The sequence below is a fragment of the Rhodococcus sp. 15-2388-1-1a genome, assembly GCF_002259145.1.
Classification (GTDB): domain Bacteria; phylum Actinomycetota; class Actinomycetes; order Mycobacteriales; family Mycobacteriaceae; genus Rhodococcoides.
The window spans coordinates 260,514-278,735 of the sequence record NZ_NPFP01000046.1; the positions used below are offsets into that span (position 1 = coordinate 260,514).

The 18,222-nt window shown below is 64.8% G+C and carries 18 protein-coding genes and 1 pseudogene; 18 read left to right on the top strand and 1 reads right to left on the bottom strand.

Annotation, left to right across the window (positions count from 1 at the left end; all coding sequences use genetic code 11):
* Positions 1–172 precede the first annotated feature (172 nt).
* The 11 genes from CH302_RS26120 (at position 173) to CH302_RS26170 (ending at position 12,551) form a co-directional block, all read left to right on the top strand.
* Positions 173–1,621: a condensation domain-containing protein gene (locus tag CH302_RS26120; RefSeq protein ID WP_037186917.1), complete on the top strand. Its 1,449-nt coding sequence runs from the start codon at positions 173–175 to the stop codon at positions 1,619–1,621.
* Positions 1,618–3,072 carry an MFS transporter gene (locus CH302_RS26125; RefSeq protein ID WP_052047277.1) on the top strand — a complete coding sequence of 485 codons (1,455 nt, stop codon included), beginning with the start codon at positions 1,618–1,620 and terminating at the stop codon, positions 3,070–3,072. The genes CH302_RS26120 and CH302_RS26125 overlap by 4 nt, the downstream gene beginning before the upstream one ends.
* Before the next feature lie 89 nt (positions 3,073–3,161).
* Complete coding sequence (locus CH302_RS26130) at positions 3,162–4,370, top strand: lipase family protein (protein WP_037188651.1); 1,209 nt, start codon at positions 3,162–3,164, stop codon at positions 4,368–4,370.
* Positions 4,367–6,118, top strand: a complete 1,752-nt coding sequence (locus tag CH302_RS26135) for a CocE/NonD family hydrolase (RefSeq protein ID WP_037186920.1) — start codon at positions 4,367–4,369, stop codon at positions 6,116–6,118. The genes CH302_RS26130 and CH302_RS26135 overlap by 4 nt, the downstream gene beginning before the upstream one ends.
* A gap of 56 nt (positions 6,119–6,174) precedes the next feature.
* Entirely contained in the window at positions 6,175–7,365 is a 1,191-nt protein-coding gene (locus CH302_RS26140; protein ID WP_230596130.1) for a lipase family protein, read from the top strand.
* Between the two features lie 83 nt (positions 7,366–7,448).
* On the top strand, positions 7,449–8,015 hold the full coding sequence (locus CH302_RS26145) for a DUF3558 domain-containing protein (RefSeq protein WP_052047278.1): 567 nt from the start codon (positions 7,449–7,451) through the stop codon (positions 8,013–8,015).
* A 15-nt stretch (positions 8,016–8,030) separates the two neighbouring features.
* A complete protein-coding gene (locus tag CH302_RS26150; RefSeq protein ID WP_082323453.1) occupies positions 8,031–8,432 on the top strand; it encodes a hypothetical protein in 402 nt (133 codons plus the stop codon).
* Positions 8,433–8,660: 228 nt separating this feature from the next.
* On the top strand, positions 8,661–9,803 hold the full coding sequence (locus CH302_RS26155) for a low temperature requirement protein A (RefSeq protein ID WP_037188658.1): 1,143 nt from the start codon (positions 8,661–8,663) through the stop codon (positions 9,801–9,803).
* Complete coding sequence (locus CH302_RS26160) at positions 9,800–10,555, top strand: phosphoglyceromutase (protein WP_037186924.1); 756 nt, start codon at positions 9,800–9,802, stop codon at positions 10,553–10,555. The genes CH302_RS26155 and CH302_RS26160 overlap by 4 nt, the downstream gene beginning before the upstream one ends.
* A 137-nt stretch (positions 10,556–10,692) precedes the next feature.
* A complete protein-coding gene (locus tag CH302_RS26165) occupies positions 10,693–11,865 on the top strand; it encodes a sensor histidine kinase (RefSeq protein WP_037186927.1) in 1,173 nt (390 codons plus the stop codon).
* The gene (locus tag CH302_RS26170; protein ID WP_032393874.1) at positions 11,862–12,551 is read left to right on the top strand and encodes a response regulator transcription factor; all 690 of its coding nucleotides are present in this window, start codon (positions 11,862–11,864) and stop codon (positions 12,549–12,551) included. The genes CH302_RS26165 and CH302_RS26170 overlap by 4 nt, the downstream gene beginning before the upstream one ends.
* Positions 12,552–12,618: 67 nt before the next feature.
* Here the strand turns inward: CH302_RS26170 and CH302_RS26175 are convergent, their stop codons facing one another.
* Positions 12,619–13,371, bottom strand: a complete 753-nt coding sequence (locus CH302_RS26175; RefSeq protein ID WP_170945923.1) for a hypothetical protein — start codon at positions 13,369–13,371, stop codon at positions 12,619–12,621.
* Positions 13,372–13,485: 114 nt separating this feature from the next.
* On the opposite strand from CH302_RS26175, the pseudogene CH302_RS26180 reads away from it, so the two are divergent.
* The 7 genes and pseudogenes from CH302_RS26180 to CH302_RS26210 all read left to right on the top strand — a co-directional run.
* Positions 13,486–13,725: pseudogene (locus CH302_RS26180) on the top strand (Ppx/GppA phosphatase family protein); the annotation flags it as partial.
* Entirely contained in the window at positions 13,722–14,891 is a 1,170-nt protein-coding gene (locus CH302_RS26185) for a hypothetical protein (protein ID WP_037186933.1), read from the top strand. The pseudogene CH302_RS26180 and the gene CH302_RS26185, both read left to right, overlap by 4 nt.
* Positions 14,892–14,903: 12 nt before the next feature.
* A complete protein-coding gene (locus tag CH302_RS26190; RefSeq protein WP_037186935.1) occupies positions 14,904–15,746 on the top strand; it encodes a sugar phosphate isomerase/epimerase family protein in 843 nt (280 codons plus the stop codon).
* Positions 15,747–15,768: 22 nt separating this feature from the next.
* The gene (locus tag CH302_RS26195; protein ID WP_037186938.1) at positions 15,769–16,626 is read left to right on the top strand and encodes a thioesterase family protein; all 858 of its coding nucleotides are present in this window, start codon (positions 15,769–15,771) and stop codon (positions 16,624–16,626) included.
* Between the two features lie 18 nt (positions 16,627–16,644).
* A complete protein-coding gene (gene proC / locus CH302_RS26200; protein ID WP_037186940.1) occupies positions 16,645–17,460 on the top strand; it encodes a pyrroline-5-carboxylate reductase in 816 nt (271 codons plus the stop codon).
* A 127-nt stretch (positions 17,461–17,587) separates the two neighbouring features.
* Positions 17,588–17,824 carry a helix-turn-helix domain-containing protein gene (locus tag CH302_RS26205; protein ID WP_008713658.1) on the top strand — a complete coding sequence of 79 codons (237 nt, stop codon included), beginning with the start codon at positions 17,588–17,590 and terminating at the stop codon, positions 17,822–17,824.
* 218 nt (positions 17,825–18,042) lie between these two features.
* On the top strand, positions 18,043–18,144 hold the full coding sequence (locus CH302_RS26210; protein ID WP_003402602.1) for a 30S ribosomal protein bS22: 102 nt from the start codon (positions 18,043–18,045) through the stop codon (positions 18,142–18,144).
* Positions 18,145–18,222 lie beyond the last annotated feature (78 nt).

The window sequence follows — 18,222 nt, forward strand, 5'->3', positions numbered from 1 at the left end:
TCGACAACAACGTTGACGATTCCTCATTTCTGACACAGGTATCCCGCGAATCCTTGTCGATTTTCCACAATGTTCGTCGCCGGGGTTTCTTCGATTCGGCCCGAATGATCCACTGACTCCTCCGACGCACTCACCGCGTCGAATCGCTCTGTCTCCTTCGAAAGGTTGTGTCGTGGTCGCATTCGGACTCATCGACGAGTGGAAGCCAGCTCCAGGACCGCTCACCACGTGGTCGCCCACCGTCTCCTCGCGAGCTGCTGCCGCGGCTGCGCCTGCCCACCCGGCACCCCCTTCCCATATCCAGAAGGCGTATCTCGAGGCCGCGTTCCGTAACCGAGGCTCGTCGTTCCGCTTCTCCCGGCTGTGTCTCGTGACGTTCCGAATCGAGGGCACGTTGGACCGCGCGGCGATGGGCCGGGCGTTCAACACGTTCGTCACCCGACACGATTCCTTCTGCAGTTGGTTCTCCACGACGGCCGAGGGGGCGACGCGCCACCTGGTCGACGTCGCCGACATCGTGCTCGAACCAACCGATTTCGGCACTCCCTCGGACTCCGAGGCCATTCGGCGTCACGTTCAGGACAGCACTCCCGGTCCCGACAGTTGGGATTGCTTCTCGTTCGGCACGATCGAACACGACGACCACTTCGTGGTGTACGCGGCGGTCGATCACCTCGACACCGACGGTATTTCTCAGGCACTGACGTATTACGAACTGCGCCAGTTGTATCGCAACGCGGTGACGGGGGAGTCCGACGGACTGTTCATCCCGGGCAGCTACCTCGAGTACTGCCAGCGCGAACGCCTCGAGAGCGACGCGACGACTCTCGACAGTCCTGCGGTTCGGACCTGGATCGACTTGGTCACCGACAACGGGGGCGATCTTCCGACGTTCCCACTTCCGTTGGGACGCAGCAGTATCGACTACACGCGGACCTCGCACAGTTCGTTCCCACTGTTCGGCGGCGCGAAGGCCCGGGCCGTCGACGAAGCATGTGCGGGAGTGGGAGCAAAATTCATCGGAGGCATCTTCGCCGCGGCGGCCCTGGCGGAGTACGAGCTTGCCGGCCGGAGCAGCTACCTGGGCTTGACGCCCAAGAGCACTCGGTCGACGCCGGGCGAATTCGCCTCCATCGGATGGTATTCGAGCTTGATTCCCGTGCGTTTCGATCTCGGTGCGAAGCCGACGTTCCTGACCCTCGCGGTCCTCGCTCAGCAGGCATTCGACTCCGGCAAGCTGCTGGCGAACACCTCCTACCACCGGGTACTCGAACTGGCGCTGCCGGAACACGGGATCACGACGCAGCCGGGCTGGACCGCGCCGATGATCTCCTACGTCGACGTTCGGAAGCTGCCGGGCGAAGCCGAACTGGATGCCGCGGGGGCCGGCCTGTACGGAAACCGCGGCAGCTCCGAGGAAGTCTTCATGTGGATCAACCGCTTCGAGGACCACACTGGTGTCGAGTTTCTCTATCCCGGCACCGACGAGGCCGATCGATCGATCGACCTGTACTTCTCCAAGATATTCGAGATCTTCACGGCCGTCGTCGAATCGGGTGACTACACGCCGGAGATCGCGAGCGTGTTCGCGCACGAGCTCCCGGACGTCAGCAGGGTATGACACACCGCCGCCGCGGCTCGTGGCTGACGCTGTGCGCCTGCCTACTGGCGGTCACGATGCAGATGATCGACGTCACCGCCGTCACCGTGGCATTGCCGTCGATCGGCCGGGATCTGGATGCATCGGGCGCGCAGCAGGTCTGGATACCGACGGCGTACCTGCTCGCATTCGCCTGCGCGCTGCTCACGATGGCGCGCACCGGGGAGGTGTTCGGGCGCAGAACCGTGTTCGTCACCGGCACTGCACTGTTCGCGGTGACGTCGGTGCTCTGCGCGTACGCGCCCACCATAGAGTTGCTCGTTCTCGCTCGGGTGCTGCAAGGACTTGCGGGAGCGGCGATGTCGGCTCAAACGGTGGCAATCGTGACCGCCGCCTACTCCGGCACGCGGCGTACCACCGCGTTCGCGCTGTACGGCGGCACTGCAGGGCTGGCCGGACTCGCCGGACCGGCCATCGGTGCACTGCTTCTGCACCTCGACATCCTCGGAACAGGCTGGCGAGGAATATTTCTGATCAACGCCCCGATAGCGCTGGCCGCGATTGCACTCGGCCGCCGGTTCGTCCCACCCGAGTCGGAGCACTCGGGAGTCGGAAGCGGTGGACGGTTCGACCCCGTAGGGGTTGGCCTGTGGTCGATCGGGGCGCTGATGATCGTCTATCCGGTCATGGCGAGCTCGAGCTTCGTCGCGGCTGTGCCCGCCGTGGCGATCGGCCTGGCAACACTGGCGGGATTCACCAGGTGGGAACGCCGACGAAGGGCGGCAGGCGCACACGTGATGGTGGACATCGGGGTCTTCGGTGAGCGCGGGTTCTCTTTGGGCTGCGCTGTGTCTGCTCTGGTGTACGGCACGTTCACCGGGTTCGTCCTGACGATGTCGGTGACACTGCAGACCGGCCTGGGGGACAGCGCGACGACCGTGGGCGCGATCACGGTTCCCTTTGCGCTCGGTGCCATTGTCGCGTCCGTGGCCGCGCCGGTGTCGTTCCGCCGCTGGGACTCTCGGGTCGTGGCTGCGGGCGCGGCGGCCATGGGCATATCGCTGTTCGTCCTCGGCGTCACCACCGACTACCTGGATCGAGTCGGCTTCCCTTGGTGGATGGCAATCCCGTTGGTTCTGGTCGGTGCCGGCTTGGGATCGGTGATCGCGCCGCTGCAGAGCACCATCGTGGCCGGGGTGGAGCCGCATGCTCTCGGCTCGGCCTCGGGGATTCTGCCGACGGTCCAGCAAGTGGGGTCGGCCGTGGGAACGGCAACGACCGGTGCCGTGTACTTCGCGCTGCTTCCTTCGGATCCGGTGGCCGCCGACTACCTGACGTCGCAGCGGACGGTGCTGTTCGGGTTGGCCGCCACCATGGCGGTGGCCACCGTCGTCGCGGCCGCCCTGCCGCGAGGCGGTCACAGGGCTGTCGACGCCGACCAGTCGATTGTCTCCACGAGGGTGCCACAGTGACTGCGAAATCCACTGCACAACAGTGCAATCGAAGAACCCCTCACCCGAACCGAGCGTTCGAGCCGATCGAAATCGAGAAGAGTTACAGCATGCTTCGTACCCTCGTGACCTCGACACTCGTGGTCGGGCTGATGTCGATGTCGTTCGTCGTTGCACCGCACGCGTCGGCTGCGCCCACCGGTCCGACACCGGTACCCGGCACCCTGTACGCATCGGTGCCGGATCTGTCCGGAACCGAGAACGGTGATGTCGTTGGCACCAGGCGTTTTTCGAGTCCGTTGTATCCCGGGGCCGACATCTGGCAGATCCAGTATCGATCGTCCGACTCCCGAGGAGACGCGATCGCCGCTGTGACAACAGTTCTCGCGCCTGCGAACCGAGCACCCGGTGGGCCACTGCTGTCGTATCAGCCGTTCGTCAACGCGCTCGGGTTGCAGTGCGCACCGTCGGAATCGTTGTTCGGGGCCGATCCGACGACCGGTGTGCAGGAGCGTGAGTTTCTCAACCTGGCGCTGGTGCGTGGATGGTCGGTCGCTGTACCGGACCACCTCGGACCCCAGAGTGCCTACGGTGCAGCCAGGTTGGGCGGACAAATCACCCTCGACGGAATTCGCGCCGCGCAGCGGGTTCCCGAACTCGGACTGTCGGCCGGTCCGGTCGGAATGGCCGGGTATTCGGGTGGCGGAATGGCGACGGCCTGGGCCGCGGCGCTCGCTCCGAGCTATGCACCCGAGCTGAACATCGTCGGTGCCGCAGCCGGAGGGGTGCCGGCCGATCTGGACAACATCGCTCGCGCGTTGGGCTTTGCGCCGCATCAGGCATTCGGGCTCGCGTTTGCCGCCGCTCTCGGACTCGAACGCGAGTATCCCGACCGTCTACCGATCACGGCTCAGCTCAATCCCACCGGTCTCGTGTTGAGGGATCAGGTCTCGAACGCGTGCACCCCGGTGATCCTTGCCGCCGGAGCCTTCAAGAGTGCACTGGCGGTCTCGACCACTACGTCCTTGGTGGACAGCCCGGAAGCGCAGCAGATCATCGACGAAAACAGTTTGGTGAAGTATGCGGGGGTTCCCACCGCACCCACGTTGCTGTGGGGAAGCGACAACGACCCCCTGATCCCGATCGGTGCCCTGCGCGACACGGCCGCACGGTACTGCGCGAACGGGGCGACTCTGCAGTTCGACGTCGTTCATGCCCCGCAGCACATTCAGGCGGCGTTCGAGGGTCTTCCTGCTGCGCTCACATTCCTGGACAACAGGTTTCGGGGTGTCGCACCGCCGACCAACTGCGTCCGATGAAACGGCTCGCACCCGCCGTGGTGGCCGCGACCACAGCTCTGGTCGTGGCCTCCACGCCTGCTCACGCCGCGGACCTTCCGGTGTTGGCCCCGCAATCGTTCGGCGACTTCTCGGTGCAGACTCGATATTTCGACGTCGTGGTGGGACCTGAGCGGGATCGACACTGCACCGTCGTGGGCGACATCTACGTCCCAGATGGTCTGGGACCGGACAACCGGGCTCCGGCCATCCTGACCAGCAACGGTTTCGGTGGATCCAAGGACGACCAAGCGGGTGCCGCGGCGAGATTCGCGACCCACGGCTACGTTGTTCTGTCATACTCCGCCTTGGGTTTCGGTGGCTCGACGTGCAAGATCTATTTCGCGGATCCCGATTACGACGGCATCGCTGCGTCGTCGCTCATCGGCTATCTCGCCGGCGACAACGGCGGTGTGTTCACCGATCCTGCGCGGACGACGGCTGCCCCGGCGCTCGATGTGGTTCGGCTGGATGGACCAGGTGATCCACGTGTCGGCTACCTCGGTGGGTCCTATGCCGGCGCCACAGGATTGGCCGCTGCGTCGATGGATTCGCGGTTGGACACGGTTGCATCGATGATCACCTGGAACGATCTGTCGCGTTCGCTGGCGCCGGAGGCGACCGGCCGACGGCCGGTGGGGCCGGTCAAGAGCATCTTCGGCTCGGCATTCCTGGCGGCCGGTGCGGTACTGGCCGGCCCGTCCGGTTACGCCGTCGATCCGGCGCGGGCGGAGGGTTGCCCGAATTATGCCCAGTGGGTGTGCGACGCGGCACTTGCGTTCGCTGCGAACCGGGAACCGGCCCCCGAAACTCTGGCGGCCATGCGGCACGTCTCACCCGTGGACTATCTCCATCGTGTCAACGTTCCGGTTCTGCTCACTCAGGGGCAGAAGGATTCGCTGTTCGGTCTGGACGAGGCAGCGGCCACCTACGAGACCTTGCGTTCGCGCGGGGTGGAAACGTCGATGATCTGGCACTCCTGGGGACACAACGATCGGAAGGGTGCTCCCGGCGAGTTCGACATCAAGGCGCCCGACCCGTTCACTCAGCACGAAGCGGCCCTCGTGGGCAACTGGCTCGACCGACTCCTCAAGGATCGAGACGTCGACCGCGGACCCGCATTCACCTACTTCAGGGACTGGGTGCCCTACACCGGCGTCGCGTCGCCGGCCTACGTCGAATCCGAGATATTTCCCGTCGGTGCCCGCCGCACGTTCTTCTTGTCGAATGGATCGCTTTCCGTGGGTGACTCGACGAACGGTGCGTGGACGCAAACGATTCGGGGTGCAGGTGCGTCGATGCCCACCACGTTCGGACTCCCGAATCTCGCGGCCGAATTGCCCGTGCCGCGGGTCTCGCTACCCGGTTCTGCCGCGACCTGGACTACCGCGCCGCTCGCCGAACCCGTCGACGTGGTCGGCGCACCGGAGCTGTCCATCAGCCCCACGGTGTCCGGGCCTGCGACGGTCTTCGTCACCGTGCTCGACGTCGCACCGAACGGTGCGCGGAGTCCGATTCACGGGCTCGTCGCACCCGCCGTGCTCACCGGATCCTCGGACCCGGTGACGATCTCGCTGCCCAGCATCGTCCATCGATTCGACCGTGGCCATCGCATCGGCGTCGACATCACCGCGTCCGATCCGTCGTTCGCCGGTGGACCCGGCCCGGCGGACGTCACCTTCTCCTCGACGGATCCGATCAATCAGTTCTCCCTACCCGTAACGCCGTGACGAAGTGCCGTGGCGATCGATCAGAAATCACCGAAAGGCTCGCCTTGAAAAGAAGAATGTCTGCCCTGGGTTTCACCCTCGTGGCACTGTGTGCGTCCCTGTTCGCAACGGGGCCAACAGCTTCGGCAGCCCCCGCGCCGACGATCCCCGATCCGGACGTCTTCTACGCTGCACCGGCCGACATAGCCGATCATGCGCCGGGTGACATCCTCGCCAGCCGTCGGGCCGACGCATGGATGTACCCCAACACCGACATCTGGCAGCTCAAGTACCGATCGACCAACTCCGCAGGTGCTCCCGTTGCCGCGGTGACCACTGTGCTGATGCCCCGAGGTAGAGGTGCGGGAACGCCACTGGTGTCGTACCAGGCCGTGATCAATGCTCTGGGTGTCAAATGTGCTCCGTCGCATGGCCTTTTCACGTACGAGATCGGTGAGGCTCCGAGCCTGTACCTCGGCATGGTCGCCCGCGGCTGGGCTGTCGCAGTTCCGGACTACCTCGGCCCGAACGGTGCCTACGGGGCAGCGGAGTACGAGGGTCGGTTGACGCTCGACGGAGTTCGGGCGGTGCAGAACTTCGAGCAATTGCCGCTGAAGGAAAGCCCGGTCGCGTTGCTCGGTTACTCCGGTGGCGCACTGGCGACCTCGTGGGCCGGAGCCATGGCACCGACGTATGCGCCGGAGCTGAACATCGTGGCCACCGTGCAGGGCGGTATTCCGGCCGACCTCGAATTGATCGCGAAGAACCTGGGCTACAGCCCGATTCCGCACCCCGCGTTCGGAATGGCACTCGCGGCATCACTCGGGCTCGAGCGTGAATACCCGACCGAGTTTCCCGTCTCGGAGAACCTGAATGCGGCAGGCCTGGCGTTGCGGGATCGCGTCAGCAACGAGTGCAGGCGCAGCATCATCGTCGGAGGAGCGTTTCGCAGTGCGCGCGATCTCTCGAACGTGGACATCGCGTCGTTGCCCTCCGCGCAGGCGGTGTTGAAGAAGAACAGCTTGGTGGACTACCCGGGCGTGCCCACGGCCCCGGTGTACATGTGGCAGGGGGTCAACGACTTCATCACCCCGTTTGCGCCTGTGAAGGAGACGGTCGACCGATACTGTGCGGCCGGAGCCACCGTCCAATTCCGGGCCTATCCGCTTGCCGAGCACTTCAGCGGATCGCTCGTCGGTCTGCCCGACGCCTACGCCTACGTGGACGCACGATTCCGAGGTGAGCCGGCACCGTCGAACTGCGGCTGATCCTCTCTCGGTGGTGACGTTGTGGAACCGAGGCGATGTTCGCTGCGTCCAAGGGGTGGGTGGGTTCGACGAAGGGGAGTGGTGTGAGCGTGACGCGGTGGTGGGTGGCGGGAGCGGTCGGCGTGATGCTGTTCGTCGCGGGATGTGGCGGGGCGACGGAGGGTGCGCCGGTCGCAGAGCCGGCAACGAGCTCGGTGGTTGCGACGCCGGTGGCGGACGAGCCATGGGATCCCTGCACCATCCCGGACAGTGCCGTCGCGGCAGCGGGATTGGATGTGGAGAGCAAGACGTCGACGTTGGTCGGAGACGCGCCGATCTCGACCGACTGGATGATCTGCGCCTGGAGGAATCCCGATCCAGGCTCCTGGTACTTCCTCGGAGTGTTCTCGTCGGACCACGATCTCGCGTATCTGAAGGGGAATGACCAGTTCGGTGAGTTCTCCGTAGTGAATGACGCTGGGGCCGTTCAGTTTCGGCGAACTGCGAATTACGACGAGGTCAGCTGTGGCGTCGCCTACGAAGTGGTTGGGGGAATTGTCTACTTCATTCTGGACGGGCGGGCTTCTCGCGAGCCACAGGGTGATCCATGTGTAGAGGTCGAGCGTGTCGGAAGCGCGCTCCGCCCATTGTTGCCACCGTCGAACCGATAGCAAGGAGCAGCAGCTGTGGGATCAGGTCCTGATGAGCTTGGGGCAGCCATGCTGACGTGGCGGGCATTGGCAGTGCAGGCGGAGTCGGGTCATCTGGAAATTCCGAAGGGCGTCGCATTTCAGTGCGACAAAGTATGCGCCGAATACACCTTGCATCTCGAGTTGATGTTGGAGAAGACGAAATGGTTGGTCGATGTCGACGCATTCGGCACCCTTCCTTCAGCCCAACAGTTGGGTCGCAAGTTCAAGCGACTTGCCGATGGGGAAGAAAGGTCGGCGGCTGTGGCGATCAGGCAGCACATCGAGGTCGTTCAATTGATGCGGTCGGTGTTTCGACGCTATTTCGTCGAGACCGAAGAGCTCGATCGGAGTGTGGGCGCTCGGATCGGAGGTGTCGGGGCGGGCTTGGGGGAGTGAGCTCGCAACCTCACACCCCATTTCTCGACCTCACACCCCCGCTATGACGTGAACCCAGGCGCTCGGTCGGCAAAAAGGGTGTGAGGTCCCGTAGATCCTTGCGTCATACCGTCGAACACTGTCCGAATTGTCCGTAACGCCAACCCCTGCAACACAATCGAGACAACATTCGCGAATCGGATGACTTAGTCTGCGATCGTGAATCTCTCCGCTGCCCGTCTGGTGCCGATGCGACCGCGCGATCCGAAGGAACCGCATCGCTCCGCGAGCCCCCTCGAATTGTTCTTCGACCTGGTGTTCGTGGTGGCCGTCAGTATCGCGGCGGTTCAACTCCATCACGACCTCACCGAGAACCACATCGCCGACGGCCTGCTCGGCTACGCGCTCGTGTTCTTCGCGATCTGGTGGGCGTGGATGAACTTCACGTGGTTCGCCACGTCTTTCGACACCGACGACTGGCTGTATCGCGTGCTGACCGTCGTGCAGATGGCCGGCGTCCTGACCTTGGCCGCCGGGATCGAACCGTCCGTCGTCGACGAGAATTTCACCATCGTGGTGATCGGTTACGTGGTGATGCGCGTGGCGATGGTGACTCAGTGGCTGCGGGCATCGAGGAATCCCGAACATCGGCAGACCGCGCTGACCTACGCGACAGGCATTGCGGGAGTGCAGGTTCTGTGGATTCTCTGGGTGCTGCTGCTCGACGGTACCGCCGCGATCATCTGCTTCGTCGTGCTGGCAGGCGTCGAGATGTCTGTACCGCTGATCGCCGAGCGCAAGGGCGCAACACCCTGGCATCCGCACCACATCACCGAGCGCTACGGCCTGTTCACGCTGATCCTGCTCGGCGAATCTCTGCTCGCCTCGGCCAACGCCATCATCGAAGCGCTGCACGACCAGACGGCTCTGGCACCGCTGATCTCGATCTCGATTCTCACCGTCGTCGTCACCGCGAGCCTGTGGTGGATCTACTTCTGGCCCCCGCATCACCGCGCGATCGGCAGACTCGGCAACTCGTTGTTCTACGGCTACGCCCACTACTTCATCTTTGCGGCCGCAGGCGCGTTCTCGGCCGGCATCGAGGTCGAGATCGATGTGCTGACCGAGCACAGCAAGCTCGGCGACGTCGCCGCATCGTTCACCGTGACGGTTCCGATCGCGGTGTTCGTCCTCGGCGTGTGGCTGATCGCGATTCGATCCAACGCGGACCGACTGGTCAACGTCGTGGTGCCGATCGGTGCCGTGCTCGTACTGTTCGACCCCGTCATCCCCATCCCGATCACCCTCACCGCAGTCGTCATGATCGTCGTCGTCGCGGTCCTGGTCGCACGCGGGCCAACACGGGTGGAACATGAGAAACTGACCACATGAGTATCGGAACACTGATTCTGCTTCGTCACGGCGAGAGCGAATGGAACGCGTCCAACCAGTTCACCGGTTGGGTGGACGTGCGACTGACCGAGAAGGGCGAGGCCGAGGGCAAGCGCGCCGGCCAACTCCTCGCCGAGGCGGGCATCCTGCCCGACCTGCTGTACACCTCGCTGCTGCGTCGCGCGATCAGCACCGCCAACCTCGCACTCGACGCTGCCGACCGGCACTGGATCCCCGTCGTCCGCGACTGGCGTCTGAACGAACGGCACTACGGCGCGCTGCAGGGACTGAACAAGGCCGAGACCAAGGACAAGTACGGCAACGAGCAGTTCATGCTGTGGCGTCGTAGCTACGACACCCCGCCGCCGCCCATCGAGGTCGGCAGCGAGCACAGCCAGGACGCCGATCCGCGCTACGCCGACCTGGACAGCGTTCCGCTGACCGAATGCCTCGCCGACGTCGTCGAGCGCCTGATCCCGTACTTCGAGGAGACGATCGTTGCCGATCTGAAGGCAGGCAAGAACGTCCTCGTCGCCGCGCACGGCAACTCGCTGCGCGCTCTCGTGAAGTACCTCGACGAGATCTCCGACGCGGACATCGCCGAACTCAACATCCCCACGGGCATTCCGTTGAAGTACGACCTCACCGAGTCGGACGGCAAGCTGAAGCCCACCAACCCGGGCGGCACCTACCTCGATCCCGAAGCAGCGGCCGCAGGTGCAGCTGCCGTGGCAAACCAGGGCGGTAAGTAGCTCTACGGCGCTCGAACCGACGTTTTGTCGTAACTGCAGGTGAACGATCGAAGAACACTGCCGACGGGGACTATGACGACCAGGGAAATGCCTGCACCCTGCGTATGTGAGCTGTCCATCGAACGTACGATTCCGGTGTGAGTGTTGCATCGGCCGTACTACTGGCTATCGCCGCGGCCTTCGTGGGATACCTCGTCGGCGGTGTTCTGATTCCCTACCTCAACACCCGGCACTCGGAGCGCCGCCGAGCCACGTCCGGGCTCACGATGTCGCAGGTACTGGACCTGATCGTTCTCGCATCCGAGAGCGGCATCGCCGTCGTCGACCAATTTCACGACGTCGTGCTGTCGAATCCGCGAGCCGAGGAGCTCGGGCTCGTGCGTAACCGTCTGATCGACGACCGGGCCTGGGATGCCGCGCTCAAGGTCCTCGCCGACGGCAACCCCGTCGAAGTCGATCTCAGCTCGAAGAACCCGAGAACCGGCCGGGACAAGATCGCCGTCCGCTGCGTCGCGCGCCTGCTGAGCAAGGAAGACAAGCGGTTCGTGGTGCTCTTCGCCGACGACGATTCCGAGCAGGTCCGGATGGAGGCGACGCGTCGGGACTTCGTGGCCAACGTCAGCCACGAACTCAAGACGCCCGTCGGCGCGATGAGCCTGCTGGCCGAAGCGCTGCTCGAATCGGCCGATGATCCGGCGTCCGTCCGGCACTTCGGCGGCAAGGTCGTCGCCGAATCCAAACGGCTCGGCAACATGGTGACCGAACTGATCGCCCTCTCGCGACTGCAGGGTGCAGAGAAGCTCCCCGACCTCGAGGTCGTCGACGTCGACACCGTCGTCAACGAGGCGATGGACCGATCCAAACTCGCCGCCGAGAACGCCGGTATCTTCGTCACCACCGACCACCCGAGCGGCCTCGAAGTTCTCGGCGATCAAGCGCTGCTGGTGACGGCCCTGGCCAACCTCATTCAGAACGCCATCGCCTATTCCTCGGACGGTGCTCCGGTGTCGGTGAGCCGCGCCCTGCGCGGAGACAACGTCGCGTTCGCCGTCACCGACCGCGGCATCGGCATCGCCAAGGAAGACCAGGAACGCGTCTTCGAGAGATTCTTCCGCGTCGACAAAGCTCGGTCGCGGGCAACCGGTGGCACAGGCCTGGGCCTGGCCATCGCCAAACACGTCGCAGCCAACCACAACGGCAGCATTTCGCTGTGGAGCAAGCTGGGCACCGGATCCACCTTCACCCTCCAGATCCCTGCGTACTTCGAAGAAGAAGACGACGCTTCGGTTACAGAAAGAGAGAATCAGTGACCAACGTTCTGATCGTGGAAGACGAAGAGTCGTTGGCCGATCCACTGGCCTTCCTGCTCCGCAAGGAAGGTTTCGAGGCCACGGTCGTCGGAGACGGACCGTCGGCACTCGCGGAATTCGATCGCGCAGGGGCGGACATCGTGCTGCTGGACCTCATGCTTCCAGGCATGAGCGGAACCGACGTGTGCAAGCAATTGCGTTCGCGTTCAGGCGTTCCTGTGATCATGGTGACCGCACGCGACAGTGAGATCGACAAGGTCGTCGGGCTCGAACTCGGTGCCGACGACTACGTCACCAAGCCGTACTCGGCACGCGAACTCATCGCCCGGATCCGCGCGGTTCTGCGACGCGGCTCCGACGCCGAGGTCGACGGTGGAGTCGACACCGGAGTGCTCGAAGCCGGACCGGTGCGAATGGACGTCGAACGCCACGTGGTGATGGTCGGATCCGAGCAGATCACGTTGCCGCTCAAGGAATTCGATCTGCTCGAGTACCTGCTGCGCAACTCCGGTCGCGTACTGACCCGCGGACAGTTGATCGACCGGGTGTGGGGAGCCGACTATGTGGGCGACACCAAGACACTCGACGTGCACGTCAAGCGACTGCGCTCGAAGATCGAATCCGATCCGGCCAAGCCGGAACACCTGGTGACAGTGCGCGGACTGGGCTACAAGCTCGAGGGGTAGTGCGCTGCGCGCAGTGGTGCGGTCGAGTGCTCTCCCGGGCACATGACCACACCACTGCCGGAGGCACTTATCGGCGCTGCGCCTCACGGGTGGCGGGATGCACCGCGATCAGACCCAGACCACGGCGACGCTTGCACAGCGACGCCAATTCCTCGTAGGCGGCCTTACCGAGCAGCTCGGTCAGTTCCGGCTTGTAGGACTCGAACACCTGCTTCGATCCGACGTGCGCATCGGGCGAGCCCGAGCAGTACCAGTCCAGATCGAGACCACCCTCGCCCCAGCCGCGTCGGTCGTACTCGCCGATCGTGGTCTTGAGAATCTCGGAGCCGTCCGGCCGCGTCACCCAGTCCTGGGTGCGCCTGATCGGCAGCTGCCAGCACACGTCGGGCTTGACCTCGAGCGGCTCGATGCCCTTGCGCAGCGCCATCGAATGCAGCGCGCACCCGATTCCGCCCTCGAACCCGGGACGGTTCTGGAAGATGCAGGCACCCTTGTAGCGCCGCGTACGCAGCGACTGCTCGTCGTCGAGATCGTCGTATTCGACGTACCCCTTCTTGCCGAGACCCTTGTCCATGAGCTGCCAATCCTGCGGAGTGAGCAACTTCACCGACTCGTCGAGCTTGCGTTTGTCGTCATCGTCGGACAGGAACGCGCCGTGGGAGCAGCAACCGTCGTCGGGTCGGCCCGCGACGGTTCCCTGACATGCCGGAGTTCCGAACACGCAGGTCCAGTTGGACAACAACCACGTCAGATCCGCAGCGATGAGATGTTCCGAATTGTCGGGGTCGGGGAACTCGACCCATTCTCGAGGGAAATCCATCTCGACCTCTGCAGCGAACGACTGCTGCTCACGACCTGATGTCACAAACGTCGACGGTAGACCCAGTACCGTGGGCATGTGCGAATAGGGGTGCTCGACGTCGGTGCAGACGCGGGCTCGAGGCGACTCGTAGCGTTCGTATCGCGGATCATGACGGCCGACCGTGCAGAATTGGAACGTGTCAGCGCCGACAGGTCGCCACAACGGGTGGCCGGGGCTCTGGTAGCGGAGGCGAGCATGCGGGCATCGACAACGAAGTCATTCGAGATATGCCCGTGGGCGCTGAAGGAAGGTTTGATGTTGAGGAAGCTGGACCCCGAAACCGACGGCGATCTGGTGGGGAGTTCGAGATGAGCGACACCAACCCGGAGGACACCGGACAGATCTCGGTTGCCGAGCTGCTGGCCCGAAACGGTCAGAAGACGAACCTGAGCGCAGGCGGTCGCCGTCGCCGTGGCGTCAAGGGCGGCATCTCCGTCGCCGAGCTGACCGGTGAGATCCCCGTCGTCCGGGACGAGCCCGGCAACCGCAGCGCCGTGGTGGTCGAAACCCCGGCTCCCGACGCGTCCGAGCCCGAGACCCCCGACGTCGCCCCGGCAGCGCCGCAGAGCAGCGATGCGCCCGAGGACGACGCACCCGCCGCCGGCTCCTCCCGGCCGCAACCGGCCCTGCCGCAGACCACTCGCCCCACCCCGTTCCAACCGGCAGGCAAGCGCGAGAAGCAACAGCCCGAGCCGGAGCTGCTGTCCGGCTCCACCACGGTTGCCGGTGACCTGCTCAACCGCTCGCACGACGACACCGAACGCGCCAAGCGTCCGGCTGCGCCCTCGACGCCGACGTCGGATCGGCTTCCGTACGGATCCACCCCGGCCGAGCAGGGACGGACCCGTAAGCCTGTGGGATTCCGGGCATCGCGGCAGGTCGAGGTGGCCGAGCCGAACACCGACGTCGCTCCGCGAGCAGCGCTCGTCGACGTCGACGACGTGGCCAAGACCGCGGTGTCCCCGCGCATCCGACGCGCCGACGACAAAGAAGCCGGGTCTGCTGACAAGGACATCTCGACCGACGAGCCGACGGAGGTCCAGGCGGCCGCCGCCACCGAGACCGTCGATCTCGTGAAGCCGGAGATCGACGACGAAGAAAAGACCACGATTGACGTCGAGCCCGACACCGAAACCGCGTCGGACACGGAGGCCGACAGCGCGACTGCGGCCTCGCGCACCGACCGCCGGGCAGCGGCGGTCAAGGGCAAGGGCGGTGCCGTCCGGCAGTGGCTGGTGCTGATCGGTCAGGCAGTGGTGTCGATCGCCGTCGGCGCGCTGCTGTTCAAGGGCTTCGAGCAACTGTGGGACGTGTTGCCGTGGGTCGCTCTGGTGCTGTCGGTGCTGGTCATCGTCGGGCTCGTCGCGGTGGTGAGGATTCTGCGACGCACCGATGATCTGATATCGATCGTCATCGCGATCGCCGTCGGTGTCTTCGTCACGCTCGGTCCGCTCGCCTTCCAGCTCAGTACCGGCTGAGTCGGCACTCGGATGGGCGCGAAGCGAATTCGGGTGGGACTGTCCACGGCCTCGGTCTACCCGCAGAACACCGAGGCGGCGTTCCGTTACGCGGCGGAGCTCGGGTACGACGGCATCGAACTGATGGTGTGGGCCGAATCCGTCAGCCAGGACGTCGACGCGGTGGCCGCGCTCTCCCGGGAGTACTCGATTCCGGTGCAGGCCATCCATGCGCCGTGTCTGCTGATCTCACAGCGAGTGTGGGGATCGGATCCGGTCGCCAAACTCACCCGCTCGGTCGAGGCGGCCGAGAAGCTGGACTCGGCGACGGTCGTGGTGCATCCACCGTTCCGGTGGCAGCGCAAGTACAGCGACGGCTTCGCCGATCAGGTCGCCGAACTCGAATCGAATTCACACGTGGTGGTCGCGGTGGAGAACATGTTTCCCATGCGCGCCGACCGCTTCTTCGGGCGCAAGGAGAAATCCGCGCAGCGACTCGAACGACGTGGTGGGCCGGGCGCAGCACTGTCGGCGTTCTCGCCGTCGTACGACCCGACGGACGTCGGCCACGGTCACTACACGCTCGACCTCTCGCACACGGCCACCGCAGGCTCGGACGCGCTCGAGATGCTCGACCGGATGGGCGAGGGGATCGCGCACCTGCATCTGGCCGACGGCCGGGGCGCATCGGTCGACGAGCACCTGATCCCCGGCCACGGTAGTCAGCCCTGCGTGGAGGTGTGCACCGAACTGGTGCGCCGCGGCTTCGAGGGTCAGGCAGTGATCGAGATCAACACACAGAACGCGCGGACGGTCCCCGAGCGTTCCTCGATGCTCGGACAAGCACTGCAGTTCGCCCGCGCACACCTGTCCTGATGCCGCCGGTAAGTTGTCGGGAATGAGTTCTGCCAGCCCCTTCACAGCCGCCACCACCCTGACCGCGCTCGAGGTCGCCGCCGACACCGCGTCCTTCGCGGGCGCGATCGACTCCACCTGGACCATCGGTCCGAAGGTGCACGGCGGCGTGATGCTCGCCGTCTGCGCGGCAGCAGCGCGCAAGCACATCGTCGCGACGGACCCGGATCAGGCCGAGATCCAGCCGCTCGCGGTGAGCGTGAGCTACCTGGCCGCTCCCGATCCCGGCGAGGTCGCGCTGACGACGGTGGTGCGCAAGCGCGGTCGCCAGGTCTCGCACGTCGACGTCGAACTCACCCAGGCCGGACGCGTTGCCGTGCGGGCGGTGGTGACCCTCGGTCGTCCCGATTCCGACGACCCTCACCACGAGACGCCGACGTCGTTGGCGTCCATGGCCGTGGAGCCGCCCGCGGAGACCCTCGCGGTTGCGGGCGATCATCCGATGGCGTCCATCGTGCACGTGGCCAAGGGCTGCGAGATGCGTATCGACGAGTCCTCGGCGTCGTTCCTGACCGGTAAGCAGGGCGAGGCGGAGATTCGATTGTGGGTGCGACCCTTCGCGGGCGACGAGGCCGACGTCGACACGGCGGTGTTGTTCGCACTGATGACCGGAGACATCTCGGCTCCGGTGACCATGAACCGCGGAATGTTCGGTTGGGCTCCGACCGTGCAGCTGACGACCTACCTGCGCCGCCGTCCGGCACCGGGCTGGCTGCGCGTGGCGGCGACCAGCACCGTCATCGGCAGCACCTGGTTCGAGGAGGACCACGTTGTGCTCGATTCCACCGGTGCCGTCGTGGTGCAGAGCAGACAGTTGGCGATGGTGCCGCGCTCGAACTGACATGGCAGGCTTGTTCGCATGACGAGAATTGCAGTGATCGGCGGCGGACGGATCGGCGAGGCGTTGATCGCGGGACTCCTCGAGTCCGGCCACGCAGTGCGCGATCTGGTGGTCGCCGAGAAGTCCGAGGCCCGCGCCAAGGAGATCGCCGAGGAATTCGGTGTGCTGACCACCTCCGTCGGCGACGCATCGGAGGGTGCCGACGTGATCGTGCTGGCGGTCAAGCCGGCCGACGTCGAGACGGCACTGACCGAGATCACGAAGATCGAGCTCGACGGCGATCGCGAACAGCTCATCGTCTCCCTGGCCGCAGGGGTCCCCACCGCCAAGTTCGAGCCCAAGCTCCCCGCCGGCTTCCCGGTGGTTCGGGTCATGCCCAACACCCCGATGCTCGTGGGGGAGGGCGTCAGCGTGTTGGCACCGGGCAAGTACGCCCGCGCCGAGCACCTCGAACTCGTGCGCTCGATCCTTTCGGCCGTCGGCAAGGTGGTCGTGGTCAAGGAGAATCAGCTCGACGCCGTGACGGCCGTGTCCGGCTCCGGTCCGGCCTATTTCTTCCTGGTGGCAGAGGCCATGATCGACGCGGGAGTGGGCCTTGGATTGACCCGCGACGTGGCGTCGGCGCTCGTGGTTCAGACGATGGTGGGGTCGGGGGCGATGCTCGATCGCTCCGACGAGAGCGCGAGCGAGCTCCGATATGCGGTGACTTCTCCGGGCGGAACCACCGCCGCAGCGGTCCGTGAACTGGAGCGAAAGGGCCTCCGAGCAGCGTTTTTCGATGCCCTCGGTGCCGCAAATGCCCGATCCATTGAGATGGGCATCACAGCAGAATAAAAAATCTTTTCCCCACACCCGTCGCAGTAACCCCATCTGTCCCTATAGGCTCGGGGGCAGCACGTGCGTGTCTGTTCGGCAGGAGGGGAAGCCTGCCGCATGAGACGTGCCGGAGGTATGTGGATTGATGGCGTCTATAAACAAGCCGTCCAAGGGTTCGTCCCCGGACGGTCAACCGGCTCTGGCCGGAACGCAGTTCCTCACGGTCGCCGAAGTGGCGACGCTGATGAGGGTTTCGAAAATGACCGTGTACCGCCTGGTGCACGGCGGAGAATTGCCCGCTGTACGAGTGGGTCGATCTTTTCGTGTGCACGCCAAGGCGGTCCACGACTATCTCGAGACCTCGTACTTCGACGCAGGCTAGTAGTGCACGTGGGGCCGGTTTCGTAAGTCCTGGTTCACACCGGTAGGATTGGCGCTCGTCGTGCCAGCCAGCCGGTGTGCAGCCGTGGGCGAGTACGTGGCCCCAGCGCCAGCTCGGTGACCAAGGCTTTTGGCTCGAGGCCCTTGGGCTTGGTTGTCAGGTAGGCGTACGCAAACGGCGTGCGCGAAAACGCTAGAGAAGAACGTGAGGACACCCGCATGGGTTCAGTGATCAAGAAGCGTCGCAAGCGCATGTCGAAGAAGAAGCACCGCAAGCTGCTTCGTCGTACCCGCGTGCAGCGCAGGAAACTCGGCAAATAAGCCTGCCGTCATCTGCTTCACGAGGAAGCCCGTCACCATCGGTGGCGGGCTTCTTCCGTTCGAAGAACGGGCTTTGCT